This window comes from Vibrio sp. SCSIO 43137 (assembly GCF_028201475.1).
Lineage (GTDB): Bacteria > Pseudomonadota > Gammaproteobacteria > Enterobacterales > Vibrionaceae > Vibrio.
Map to the genome: position 1 here is coordinate 2,626,443 of NZ_CP116383.1, position 13,351 is coordinate 2,639,793.

The 13,351-nt window shown below is 45.8% G+C and carries 12 protein-coding genes and 1 pseudogene; 1 reads left to right on the forward strand and 12 read right to left on the reverse strand.

The genetic code is table 11. From position 1 onward, the window contains the following. Positions 1-214: 214 nt before the first annotated feature. Complete coding sequence (locus PK654_RS12300; RefSeq protein WP_443088711.1) at positions 215-1,369, forward strand: HD domain-containing phosphohydrolase; 1,155 nt, start codon at positions 215-217, stop codon at positions 1,367-1,369. A gap of 329 nt (positions 1,370-1,698) precedes the next feature. Here PK654_RS12300 and PK654_RS12305 read toward each other — a convergent pair whose 3' ends face one another. From PK654_RS12305 to PK654_RS12360, 12 genes and pseudogenes are all read right to left on the reverse strand, one after another. Beyond that, on the reverse strand, positions 1,699-2,709 hold the full coding sequence (locus PK654_RS12305) for a tetratricopeptide repeat protein (RefSeq protein WP_271696066.1): 1,011 nt from the start codon (positions 2,707-2,709) through the stop codon (positions 1,699-1,701). Between the two features lie 15 nt (positions 2,710-2,724). Further along, complete coding sequence (locus tag PK654_RS12310; protein WP_271696067.1) at positions 2,725-3,675, reverse strand: type II secretion system F family protein; 951 nt, start codon at positions 3,673-3,675, stop codon at positions 2,725-2,727. A 1-nt stretch (position 3,676) separates the two neighbouring features. Continuing rightward, positions 3,677-4,642 carry a type II secretion system F family protein gene (locus PK654_RS12315; RefSeq protein ID WP_271696068.1) on the reverse strand — a complete coding sequence of 322 codons (966 nt, stop codon included), beginning with the start codon at positions 4,640-4,642 and terminating at the stop codon, positions 3,677-3,679. 9 nt (positions 4,643-4,651) lie between these two features. Then, positions 4,652-5,962: pseudogene (locus PK654_RS12320) on the reverse strand (CpaF family protein); the annotation flags it as partial. Between the two features lie 161 nt (positions 5,963-6,123). Further along, entirely contained in the window at positions 6,124-7,338 is a 1,215-nt protein-coding gene (locus tag PK654_RS12325) for a nucleotide-binding protein (RefSeq protein ID WP_271696070.1), read from the reverse strand. A gap of 11 nt (positions 7,339-7,349) precedes the next feature. Continuing rightward, a complete protein-coding gene (locus PK654_RS12330) occupies positions 7,350-7,841 on the reverse strand; it encodes a TadE/TadG family type IV pilus assembly protein (RefSeq protein WP_271696071.1) in 492 nt (163 codons plus the stop codon). Continuing rightward, on the reverse strand, positions 7,838-8,257 hold the full coding sequence (locus PK654_RS12335; RefSeq protein WP_271696072.1) for a TadE/TadG family type IV pilus assembly protein: 420 nt from the start codon (positions 8,255-8,257) through the stop codon (positions 7,838-7,840). Before PK654_RS12335 ends, PK654_RS12330 begins: the two co-directional genes overlap by 4 nt. Position 8,258: 1 nt before the next feature. Beyond that, entirely contained in the window at positions 8,259-9,473 is a 1,215-nt protein-coding gene (locus PK654_RS12340; RefSeq protein WP_271696073.1) for a pilus assembly protein TadG-related protein, read from the reverse strand. Positions 9,474-9,492: 19 nt separating this feature from the next. Next, entirely contained in the window at positions 9,493-9,771 is a 279-nt protein-coding gene (locus tag PK654_RS12345; RefSeq protein ID WP_271696074.1) for a hypothetical protein, read from the reverse strand. 8 nt (positions 9,772-9,779) lie between these two features. Beyond that, positions 9,780-11,231, reverse strand: coding sequence for a type II and III secretion system protein family protein (locus tag PK654_RS12350; RefSeq protein ID WP_271696075.1), 1,452 nt, complete (start codon positions 11,229-11,231; stop codon positions 9,780-9,782). A gap of 12 nt (positions 11,232-11,243) precedes the next feature. Continuing rightward, a complete protein-coding gene (gene cpaB / locus PK654_RS12355; RefSeq protein WP_271696076.1) occupies positions 11,244-11,996 on the reverse strand; it encodes a Flp pilus assembly protein CpaB in 753 nt (250 codons plus the stop codon). Then, a complete protein-coding gene (locus PK654_RS12360; RefSeq protein ID WP_271696077.1) occupies positions 11,993-13,339 on the reverse strand; it encodes an ATP-binding protein in 1,347 nt (448 codons plus the stop codon). The genes cpaB and PK654_RS12360 overlap by 4 nt, the downstream gene beginning before the upstream one ends. Positions 13,340-13,351: the final 12 nt, after the last annotated feature.

Consider the following 13,351-nt stretch of genomic DNA (forward strand, 5'->3'; position numbering starts at 1 on the left):
AGAAGCTTCCCCTGCGGAATAACTTAATCAGCCCGGGCAACGCCTATTAAGGGCAACCTGCACTAAACTAGATCCAGCGCAAGAGTTAACCAATAACCAGTGGGAAAACTGGTCACTATTCCAGATTCAGGACTAAAATTAATTAGGCTTATTACATTTTTATCAATAACAGCCATTAAAACGGAATCTTTACCTGATGTTTTAGGCAGGAACTATGCGCACAGACAAGGATAATAAACTCAATCTAATGCATTCACATCCGAATCAGCTTAACTCTCTTCACCATGAGCTGGCGGATCTACACGCCAGAGTGATGAAAAAAGTGCCCGAGTTAGACCGTATTGCCGTTGTCGCCTATGACCATAAAACCGATAACCTGAAAACCTATGCAGAAAGTACTCAGGCTCTGGATCTGTTTTCTCATCATGAGTTCCCTCTTGCGGAGAGTGCCGCCCTGAAGCAGTGTGCGGAAAACTCTGAACCACGGGTTATAAATGATATCCCGGCGGTGCTTAAGCCTGACTCTGTTCACTCTAAATGGCTGATTGAGCAAGGGTATCGCTCTTCTTATACCGTCCCTATATACAACTTTCAGCAGTTTATCGGTTTTGTGTTTTTTAACTCTCATAAAAAGGACTTGTTCACCGAACAAGTTCAGCTTGAACTGACTCCTTTCTGTGATTTGATTAGCTTTGTAGTGAATGCTGAGTACTCCCTGCTTCATGCCATTGTTGCTTCTGCTGAACTAACCAGAGAGCTGTCACCCGGCTATAAAAGAGAGTCGAAAGAGCATATGGAGCGCATCAGTTGCTATGCGAAAGTGATAGCAAAAGAGGTGGCCGATCTCTATCAACTTGATGATGAGATGATTGAAACTATTCACCTCTTCTCACGTCTGCACGATATTGGCAAAGCTGCGTTACCAACAGATATCCTGCTTAAACCTGATTCACTGGCATCCGATGAAAAAGCCAAAATGCGCAACCATGTCGAAGATGGCATCGAACTGGTGGATAAGATTATTGAAAACCTTGGTTCCCCTATCCACCCTTGTATCGAAGTACTCAAAGGTATTATTGCCTGCCATCAGGAGTTTCTCGACGGTTCCGGCTACCCGAACGGCCTTAGCCATAGCGATATCCCCATTCCGGCCAGAATCACTACAGTCGCCAATATCTTTGATGCCCTGACCAGCCACAGACCTTATAAACAGGCCTGCTCTGTCGCCTCAGCCCTTCTGGAGCTGGAGAAGATGGTTTCGGCAGGAAAGCTGGACGGCAACTGTGTTTCTGCCCTGCGATACCACCAGCAGTACCTGAGTGATGTGATTCGTCAGCACCCTGAGTCGGATCCTTGTGATATGCATTAGTTTCTATTTATTTTCTGTTAGTTGAATAAAGCCTTTCCGTTATTGGTATTTCACTCCCCTTCGGGGAGCGAGCCACTTTTTCTCTTCAGCAAGAAAAAGTAGCCAAAAAGTGCCGCTGCAGGCAAAAGTTACTCGCCCGGACAAGGGCGAAACAAATAGGTGGGTCAGAACTTAATATGCTCTGCCAATATCCAAAAAATCTAAACAATCTGACGAGGCCACTTCAAGAACATGAGAGCGAGGAAAAATACATGCAGTTGGAGCTAGAGAGATTCAATAAAAATCGCTCCTGTGCACGTGCAAAGGAGCGATAAATATCAAACTGAAAACTAGTTAGCTGCCTTTGCCCTCACTTCTGCCAACGCACGGTTCAGGTTCTCGTTGGCCACTTTATAGTAAGACGGTTTTTTATCTATCGCTTCTTCAAGATAAGGGATAGCTTGCTCAGGTTTGCCATGCAATATCAGGAAATAGCCGACATTATTTAGTGCTTCTGCCGGTCCCATCTGACGCATAAACACATTCAATGCCTTATTGGTTTCACCTAAAGCAAGGTGAGTCAGTGCCAGATTGTTCTGAGCCCGTTCATTATCCGGTTCAAACTGTAGTGCTGATGTCATCAGCCGTTTAGCAATATGATAGTTGCCACTCATATAGTGGGAGTAACCTAAATTTATCATGGTCTGAGTGGATCTGGGGTTTATCTCCAGAGCCTTTTCATAAAAGCGTTTTGCAAGGTCGTTTCTGGCATCAATATCAGAAAGGACTCCCAGCCCCATATAGCTTTTCTCTGGTGATTCATTATCCACATTCAGGCTGGCCACATCAGATTCAATCAGCAACTCGTAGCGTTCAACCATATTCGGATTATCCAGCCGGATTTGATCAACACTGATTGAGCGGAACAGGTAGTCTTTGCCTTCAGGAATCATGCCTCTTTTACTGTATAAAACCCCAAGACTCTCCAATGTTTTTACATTATTTGGGTTATATTCCAGAGCTTTAAGAAAGGCCTTCTCTGCCAATGTCTGATTGCCACGAATTTTATGGATCTCTCCGACGGTATGTAGGCTACGATCCTGAAACTTAGCATCAGGATAGCTAACAGAGCGGAGGTACTCATACAGAGCCAGATCGTAATTGCGTATTTCGAGAGCTGAATCGCCACGCTGAATCGCTTCAACTTCATTCAGAGGCGGCTCTTCTGCCAACAGGCTCTCTATCGGATCACCATCGTACAGCTCGCTGTCAAAAGCAGACATATTATCGTCTTTAGAGGCACATGCCGTCATAAGCAGAACGGTCGAAAACAGTATTAAAATCCTTTTCATCATAATCATATTGACCTCTGTACTTTATAGTTGGGTGAAGATGGTGATCAATGCCGGTCCGATAGCCACAATAAAGAAGCAGGGCCAAATCAGCAGAATCATAGGAAATAGCATCTTAGTCGGTATTTTTGCCGCCACCTCTTCCGCCTCCTGCTGGCGTCGGTCACGGTAATCTTCATTATAATCACGCAGAGTTTTCGCCAGACTGCCCCCGACCCTTGAAGCGTGGTTAAGCATTTTCACTAAGCCGGTAATCTCAATTAAGCCGGTACGGCGAATCAACTCATTGAAAGCATCTTTTATCGAAACGCCTGCCTGAATCTTGACACAAACCGTATCCAGCTCATCAGCAAAATCAGGATGTGAAACTGTTAGCTCATTGGCCACCCGCTGCATAGCAGCATTAAAGCCAAGACCAGATTCGGTACAGACCACCAGCAAATCAAGAGCGTCAGGTACTGCTGCGCGCATCTTCTCTTTACGTTTATTAACGTACTTCTCCAGAATAAAGTTAGGCAGGAAAAAGCCGGCAGCCAGAGTTACGATAATAAGCAGATTGGTGTATTTAAAATCCGTCAGGTAGTAGTAGATCAGCCCGGCAATAACCACCCCCATTACCCCTGTGAGAGTTTTAATCGCATAGTAAGTGGAAAGGGCACTCTTCTGATGGAATCCGGCATTCATCAGTTTTACGCTTACCGTTTCCCGCTCTTTGCTGCTTGAAGGAGTAAATACCGGAGAGAGGGACTCAAGAGTATTCTCCAGCTTATGCGCTTTTTTCGCTTTACTTATTTCAGCGGCAGAGGCTTCCTCTAACTTTCTTTTCAGCGGGTTTTTTACCCCCATAAACAGAAAACCAATAGAGATAACTAACAGCGAGGTGGCCAGAAGAATGGCGCCGAGTACTACCCACTGCTGATTCAGGCCGTAGCTACTAAGATCTATCTGACTGAGCAATCCGAATAGTCTGTCCATACTACACCCCTATATTAATAATCTTACGTATCCAGAGTGAGCCTAAAAACAGCAAAACGATGCCGCCCATTACCATCTGAAGACCTATCGGCTCTTCGTGCAACGGCGCTACATAATCAGGGCTGACAAGACGTAAGCCCAGATAAAGAATAAATGGAGAGAGTGTCAGAATCCATGCAGACATCCGTGCTTCAGCAGACAAAGTTTTGATTTTCCTTGCCAGTTTAAAGCGCCCGCGCAACACATCAGATACCTTCTGAAGGTTCTCTGTCAGGTTACCGCCGGTCTCTTTCTGTAACAGCACTGCACTGGAAAAGGCCAGCATGGATACCGTAGGTGTGCGGTCAGCCATCTGCAGAATTGCCAACCTGAGATCATAACCGTAGTTAAGCAGGTTAAAGGTGTTCTTAAACTCCACGCCGATTGGCGGCGGCATCTCTTCACCCACCTCATTAAAAGCCTGATTGAGGGGTTGCCCGGCTTGCAAGACACGGCGAATAATATCCAACGCTTCAGGGAGTTGCTCTTCAAACATGGCCAGCCGGCCGGATATTCGTTTATTAAGGAAAACAAACATCAGGATCCAGACTGAAATACCCGCCCCCAACGCCACGATCCAAACCTGGCCAATTAAAATCAGAAGCAGTACCACAATCAGGCTGATTAAAAGGGTTGATCCCAGAGTTTTACTTAACCCCCAGCCAGTACCGGACAGTTCCAGCATTTTTTTCATATCGGAAAAAAACGTAAATTTTATCAGTCGTTTTTCAAACGGTGTTAATCCCTTAAGATACTGTTCCTGCAACAGAGATTTACTCTCTTCATCCAGATCCCGTTGTGATTCCCGTAAGCGAGCTGCCAGCTCTTTATGTTTCGCCTTCTGACCAGCGGCTGGTAATAACAGTGCCTGAGAGATAAATACAATAGAGAAAAACAGCAGTATCAGAAATAGAGTTGTGTCTTGCATGCTCTGCTCCTATTGATTTGACTCATTAAAAATATCAAATGGCAGGTCAAGTCCGCGTCGCCTTAGCTGATCATGGCAGGCAGGCACAATACCTGTGGCAGTATAGAAACCAATAATATTGCCCTCTTCATCAATTCCCTGACGCTGAAACTTAAAAATCTCTGACATGGTAATAATCTCCCCTTCCATTCCATTTATCTCCTGAACGCTTACCATGCGACGTTTACCATCTTCCTGACGTTCCATCTGTACAACTAAGTGAATGGCAGAGGCAATCTGAGCACGCAGGTTCTTTGTGGAGATATTCCAGCCAGCCATGGAGAACATATTCTCTACCCGGCTTAAGGCATCACGCGGGGTGTTGGCGTGAATCGTTGCCAGTGATCCGTCGTGACCGGTGTTCATCGCTGCCAGCATATCTACCGCTTCGCTACCGCGCACCTCACCAAGAACGATTCGGTCAGGGCGCATACGCAGCGAGTTTTTTACCAGTTCACGCTGACCAATTTCGCCTTTGCCTTCTAAGTTAGCTGGCCGTGTTTCCAGACGGATAACGTGGGGCTGCTGCAGTTGTAGCTCCGCCGAGTCTTCAATAGTGATAATGCGTTGATCGCTGGGAATAAAGCCGGAGAAGATATTAAGGGTAGTGGTTTTTCCCGAACCAGTACCGCCAGAAATAAGTACATTTAGCTCCCCTTCTACCGCGGCTTCAACAAACCTCGCCATCTCAGGAGAGAGAGAGTTATAGCTAAGCAGGTTTTCCATGGTCAGTTTATCAACGGCGAAGCGACGTATAGAGACAGACGGGCCATCGATGGCCAGAGGAGGAATGATGGCGTTGACACGGGAGCCATCCAGCAAGCGGGCATCCACCATAGGCGATGATTCATCAATACGACGGCCAACCTGACTTACGATCCGGTCGATAATATTACGCAAGTGGCGATCATCTAAAAAGGTGTGTGGTGTTCTCTCCAGCTTACCGAAACGTTCAACATAGATGCTTTTCGGGCCGTTTACCAGAATATCGGAAACCGTTGAATCTGCCAGTAAAGGTTCCAGCGGCCCCAGACCAAATACTTCATCCTCTATCTGCTTGATAATGCGCTTACGCCCTTCCGCACTCAGGGGATGAGTATTGTCATCGGACATTAGGTGCACAATGGCTTCATGCAGATCGGCTTTTGCCCTGCGCTCATCCAGATTCGCCAGAAGGCCGAGATCCAGAGTCTCTAACAAACGCTTATGAAAGTAGTGTTTAGTATCCAGTTCCTGCTCAATGATCTTACGGCTCTCATCGATGGCCTTCTCTTTCTCTTCACGCTCACGGATTTTCTTATCTAACGCACTCTCACCGGAGTTGGCTTCATCCAGCTCCTGCTTCATCTCTTTCGCTTCTTGTATACTTGTTTGCTGCATCTTGTCTTCAAATTCTGGATTGACGTTTTTTCTTTTGAAAAACATTTTCGCCCCTTAGCCGGTTACGAGAACAGGCGTCCAAACCAGCCTTTTTTCTCCCGGACTGGTGATGAAATATGGTGTGAAATCTCTACAACAGATTTTGCTATAGCACTTTTTTTCTTATTTATAACAATAGGTTGACCAAGATTTGCACATTCAATTGCTACCTTATACTCGTTGGGAACAAGGTGAAGGGGAACATCAGCAACGGTGTTTTCAATATCTTTAAGTCGAATAGGCAACCTCTTCTCAAACCGGTTAAGAACCACTTCAATATTGTCTTTAGGCTGACCATACTCAAACTGCAGAGCGTTGATAAGCTGGTTAGTCCGTTTAATTGAGATAAGGTTTTGCTGAGCAATCAGATAGATATCAGTTGCAGGCGCAACGATAGAGGCAAAGGTGCTGTCTATGCCCCGAGACAAGTCTACCACCACATAAGAGTAAAACTGTCTCAGCAACGGCAGAAGACGGCTGAAATTTTTGGCATGTTTATAGTTGTCCGATGCCGTCCCGGGAAGGAAACTAAGTGAATGGACGCCTGAACTGTGTTTAGAGACCATGGAGTCCAGTGACACCTCATCCAGCTCCGGTAGTACATCCAGAATATCAACAATACCGTATTTGGGTTTTACATCCAGATACTCGGGGATCACACTAAACTGCAGGTCAAGATCCACCAACAGTACTTCTTCCTTATGATAACTGGCTATCTCGCAGGCGGTGTTCAGTGCCAGAGTGGTAGCACCTGCGCCCCCTTTGGTATTGATAAATAAGATCAGATCACCAAGGTTCCTGCTGGCCACCTTCTCTTCTGCGGTCTTTTTCAGCATAGGCATTAGTTCGCCAATGCTAGCTTTATCAGAAAGAAAGTCCGATGCCCCCATACGCAGGGCAATCCGCAACGCACCGTTGTCAGCCTCGTTACCAAACACCACTAAAGAAGCTTCATGGCCTTGCAGGTTTGAATCTTCATTTTGCAAATCGATGATCTTCTTAGCCCAGTTCACCCCGGTTTCAATATAGACAATATCCGGTTGGGTTTTAGATGAGATACCATCCACAGTAAATGAAGAGAGTGGTATCAGTTCAACATTCAGATTGCGGCACTGGGCTAACTCGGCCTGCATATGGTTACGGAACACTTCTGTCGCATAAACCAGCCAGACACATAAGTTTGCTTTTAATGTAAACTTTTTATCTTCATTTATTGATAGCTTCACCGCTTCACCCATATAGGTTCTCCCTAGCAATCCGTTTTTTTATCACCCGTTCGGTTTTTGGTTTCCCTAAGCACTCCCAAATTCTCTGCCGGAATTTCTGTTACATAATCCGGAAATGCATCACTGGAAGTAAACAGAGGTAATAATGAAAAAGATTGATACCCCACATCTTTAACTGTAGCTCGTACGAACGCAATTTCATCATATTTTGTTTCTGGCGAGGTTAACTTAACGCCATCTTTGTCCAGATACTCGATAACCATACTGGTTGATTGGTATGAACTTGGCGCATTGGCTGTTACGCTGGCATTGGTGGCGATATCAGGATCGCCAACCTGACAAACTGTTGCCAGCCTTGCGGCCTGCCGGGTCATATCGTTAAGAATTTGCGAGGTATACATATATCTGCCGGCATCCATTATGGTAAACAAAACCAGTAACAGCACCGTTGCCACTATGGTAAATTCAATCACTGCGATACCTGATTGCCGTACCTTGCTATGAATTCTGTTCATGGTTTTGTCCTCATCACAGAAGAAGCCACCAGAGGTATATCCAGAGTGATACCGGTATAAGGAATCGGAGAGAACAGCGGTGAGTACTGGTAAGTAGCCGTTACCGTGACATAGTTTGTAGATTCAACCACGTTTACACCAGCGGTGGTTAACCCGTTAAGCTTTGTATCACCTGTTCCGGCTATATTTCCGTAAACCACCATATTCTCAATTTCAGATATGTCAGCAATGGTACTGGCTGTATTAGGTTTACCTACAATGGCGTAACGACCTCCGCTACGCACAGCTTTATCCAGAACGGTGTATTCAATAAATGCCCGGCTAAAATCAAATATTCCGGCCAAAATCAGCAACAACACAGGCAGTGACCAGATAAACTCTATGGCAGCCATGCCTTTTTGTTTAGACTGTTTCATATTAAGAGCCCTCTCTTAACGGATCTTCATATAACACAATCTTATAAATTCCTTCCGCATCAGAACTGCCGTTGTTGAAGGAGTTATCCGCGGTACAATCCTTCAGAAACTCCCCGAATACATGCTGTTTACCACCATTATTATTTGGTGCTCTCTGCATCAACAGGAAGCAACCTACACCATCAACAGGATAGTCGTTTACCCCACCGGAAGGGTTAGCACAATCAATAACAGGTACTGCCAGCATACGGCGATCTATCCCCGGGTTACTACTGCAGGAAGAGCCACTACCGTTCAGACAGGCTTGTTTACCACTTTCATAATCAGCCGATGTCCAGTTGTCAGGATTTACTACGACACCATTGGTATCAACCGTAATTTCAGTTGTAGGCTCACCAACATAAATATCAGGAGGATAATCGGATGAAGATAGTCCGCCGCCATAATCACCAAAGCGGGTATTCAGCCCCTGACCAACAGGGCCAATGGTATTACCCGGCTTAGTGGTTACATCACCATCAATATCGACACAACCGGCATAGTCACCCGCCAGGTAGTTTTTTACATCCGAACCACCGGAACCGAAGTCCAGCAACTGATAGTTTCCTGAACCCATAGGACTGGATGTACTATCTGGCAGCTTAAGAGCGGTAATGTTTCCCGTTCCATATCCCCAGCCATCCTCAGCAGAACCACCATTATTGCAAACCGCCATAGGTACGATATTACATATCTTATTGGCGCCCGGACTGGGGCCGGCAACGGCACTTACTGTCACCTCTTTATTGATGCCGAATATCTGCAAAAAATAACTGGTTAGCGGGTAGCTGCTTACCGATATTCGTACATAAATATCTTCAGTCGTGGTAAAAGTATTATCAGGAAACACCTCTGGATCATTGGTATAGGTAAACGAGAATATTCCCTTTGTGGTATCAAATTCACCGCCACCACCAGCACCGGCTATATTAGTAAAGGTCTGCTTTGCTGCCGTAGTAGCCGCGACAGTATCATCCAGTTCATCTGCAAGGGATGCCGCCGTCAGCGCAGCCGCATCGACTGCATTCTGCAGTTTCGAACGGTTCAGCAGTGCATGATTAATATCAATACTGAGAGCCGCAAACCCTAACAGTACTGTCATCCCCAGCGTAACCAGAACCAATACTAATCCTGCCTGCCGGCGATAACTGGATGGTACTTTTTTTCGCCTGTTCATCTTTGCCTTCCTTCAGGCATTAATTTGATATCGGAATCGCAAGAATTTTCTCTGCACTGATAGAGTCGTTCTTATCACTGGCTGTTTCTTTATGATAGATATCTAATGTTGCCTGCATTCTTTCTCCGCTACCGGTAGGAATCACATTCATATTCTCAACGGTCGCATTTGGATTGTAGGTCTGTTCCGCCCGTAACAGAGCGACAGAACTGCCCATAGGGGGGTGATTACTGGCACAACCAACTAACAGTAAGGTCACAATCACACCCGCCATTCGATACACTGCTAATTTCATCATTTCATCCCCTATAAGCTGTGGCCGAAGGTTCCTTCCGAACCACCTGTTTCAGTTGATACCGGTGCCAGTTGTTCTACCTGATTCGGCATCACCATTTTTTTCTGTTTTTCAAAGTGTGAGTTCTTACCAAGCAGATAGAATTCCACATCTGAAGGAGCAACAAAACCATCGGTTGGCAGAGTCACCTTGCTACGGTCAATAGGTTTCGCCAGCCTTGGTGTCACCAGAATAACCAGTTCCGTTTCACCGGAAACAAACTCTTTACTGGTAAACAGTTGCCCCAGAATCGGAATATCACCCAACCCCGGTACTTTACTCACTTTTTCACGGGTATTTTCACTTAGTAGGCCGGCAATACCTATGGTCTGTCCGTCAGCCAGCTCCAGTGTTGAAGAGGCAGAGCGAATGGTCAGTGCCGGAATAATATAAGTAGCATTAGTGGTACCACCTGCAAGAGAAACGGCATTACTACTGCTTAGTTCACTAACTGATACCGACATATTAAGATTGATTTTCTTATCACTCAGAACGGTAGGAATAAAGTTCACTCCGACACCAAACTTACGGTAGTCGATAACAATACCGTCCTCATCAGGAACAGGAATCGGAAATTCGCCACCAGCCAGAAACTCAGCTTTTGAGCCGCTTAAGGTGGTCAGGTTAGGTTCAGCCAGCACCTTGGCAATTCCGTTGTCTTTAGCAATATCAAGGGCAAGAGTAAATAGTGTGTCACCATCAACAAAGGAACTCAGCAAACCGCTGGACTCAAAGCCCGGTACACCAAATACCGGTTTCAGTACTGAATTCTCAGTGACAAAATTACCACCGACAGTACCACCACCAATATCGAAGTTACCGTTGTTCTGGAAGACGTTGAAATTGGATTCAAAGCGCTTAGTCAGGCTTCTTTGCACCTCTGCAACAGTAACTTCCAGCATCACCTGCTGGGCACCACCTATGGTCATCAGATTAATAATACTGGAAGTATTCACCTGTTTTTTGGCTTCCGTATCAGCTGCAAGGCCACCCGCATACGTCTCGGCGATTTTCAACGCCAGATTCATCTTCTCCTGATTACTGATTTGACCGCTTAGGATCAGTTTCTTCTTAGAGCTATGTACTTTAATGGTCTCGTCAGGCAAAAACTCATATAACTTAGCCTTGAGATTATTAAGGTCATGAGAAACCTCAATATTGAGCGTTTCAATCAGGCGGCCGCTTCGGTCCCAGACACTTAGATTGGTAGATCCCAGCTTTTTACCAATCAGAAACAGCTCACTCGACTTCAGTATTACAATATCCAAGACTTCAGGATCACCCAGGGAAACTTTATCTGCCTTTCCCTGTAACTTAATCTGCACCGATTTATGGTGAGGAATAGTGATGGTTCTGCCGGTCTGAGCCGCAATGACAGACCAGGAGAACATCAACAGACTCAGTAGTACTATTATTCTTTTCATGGCTTAGTTTCCTCAATCCTTGACATTCACTTTAGTAGTTTCTGTTCCCTTGATGATGGTTACGCTGGGTTTAGGTACATACTTTCTGCGAACCACTCGTTTTTCGATGGTTTTCGGATTCCTCAACGCCAGTTGAATACTGCCTTTATTCTTCTCAGACAGAAGCTTTTCTGCCTGTACCGGGCTTAGCTCCAGTGTTACTGCCCGAACAATAACTGGTTTGTTATCGTCGGTACGCGCTGTCTGATCCACTGCCAACACCCTGATATCTTTTAAAATAGTGGAGGTTTTTACATAGGTATCGCTGTACTTAATGGTGTTCAGAATATCCACTTTATTACCCGGTAACAGGAAGCCCGCCACCCCGATAACGTCGTTAACCCTTATGGTAATCGCCCGCTTATCTTCCGGTATCAGGGAGGCCAGAGTGGTTCCCTCACCCGGCCCGGCCATCCGCTGTGCATTAATTACTTCTCCGGAGAAAACATTGTCTTTACTAATCAATCCGTACAGCTCTTCCGGTGCAGCATAGTTATTATCTGAGATCCAGCCGATCTCCATTAATCGTGTGGTGAGATGGTTCTCATTCATCTCAACACCTGCCGGAATATCCTGTGCAGCGACCACGACAGGGTGCCTCTCAATCACCTCTACCTTGGTTTCAGGTTGTCGCTGCTCTTCCATCCACTGCTGGGCAACAAACACTGCAGCCAAACCAAATACAATCGATAAGAGAAGCAGGAAAATCACTTGAGTTCGGCTCATGATGTCTCTCCTTGTTCGTCAGCGGTAAAATAAAGATCCCATGCTCTTTCCATAATTTCGGGTGTTATTATCGGTTCCAGCTCTTCAAACACCACGATATCCCTGCCAATTCCCGCTATATCTTTTGGCAGGCACGGGTAAAGCCCGACACTGTTTTTCTGATGTAATTCGAATAGTTTTTTTAACGCTCCGTCCAGAACGGTAAGCTTTATCTTGTCGGCAACCGTCCCCCATAACTGGCGGTAATGTTCTTCACTCAGGGCATAAAACTGAATTTTGTAACCTAATCGCCTCAGGAAAGCAGGGTCAGCAATTTTTTGCGGATTCAGGTTGGTTGAAAATGCCAGAGTTAAAATAAAGGGAACCGATATCTGCTGACCGTTAGGCAGGCCTAAGTGGTCAATATTGTATTCCATAGGCACAATCCAGCGGTTCAAAATAGTGTCCACCGGCATTGGCTGACGGCCAAGGTCATCGATAATAAAGATGCCGTTGTTGGCCATCATCTGCAGTGGTGCCAGCCAGACCTTACTGTGTTCAGTATGGTTTACTTCCAGCATATCCATGGTCAGCTCACCACCCACCTGAACATTGGGCCGTTCGCAAAGTACCCAGCGCCTGTCATGCTGATCTTTAAGGGAGGCTGACTGCTCGGTATAGTTTTTATTGATAGGAATATGATGCTGGGGAGAAAACACCCGCATAATATTTCCGGCCGCAAATACAGCGTAAGGAATATAAACCGATGTGTTGAGAGAATTAAGAATTCTAGCCGCCACATAACTTTTACCTGTACCAGCATGCCCGTACAGAAGAAGCGCCCTGCCCGAGTTGATTGCCGGCCCCAGCACAGATGCCAAACGTTCCGAGCCATAAACATCAGACAAAGCACGATCAACATCTTTTCTGGTAACAAACTGAGCTCTTACGTCCTGTTCTTCTACCATTTTGGTATATTGCTTCAATGAAACGGGCATTGGCCCCAGATAGGCATCTTTTTTAAAGGCATTATCAGCTTCAGCGAACCCTGACTCTGATAAAGCATAACGTACATTGCCTTTCGCACTGTCAGCAAACAGCGAATGGGACTCTGCCTGAAACACTTCAACCATGGAGCGTTTTCTTAGCACCGCCAGAATATTTTCGACAAAATGACTGATCACACCAAGATAAGCAGACAGCTCCAGAACATCAGACTTAGGGTAAGCCGCCAAATGTTTGATCACCAAGTTTTCCAGTACAGCAGCAGGTACATCCAGCTCTTCAACTGAAACCGGCACCTTAGGCGGCTCTACCTGAGGAGTTAGTTTGGGTTTAAACCCTGCTTCCATGCCAGCGCCCATAATGTCTCTCCT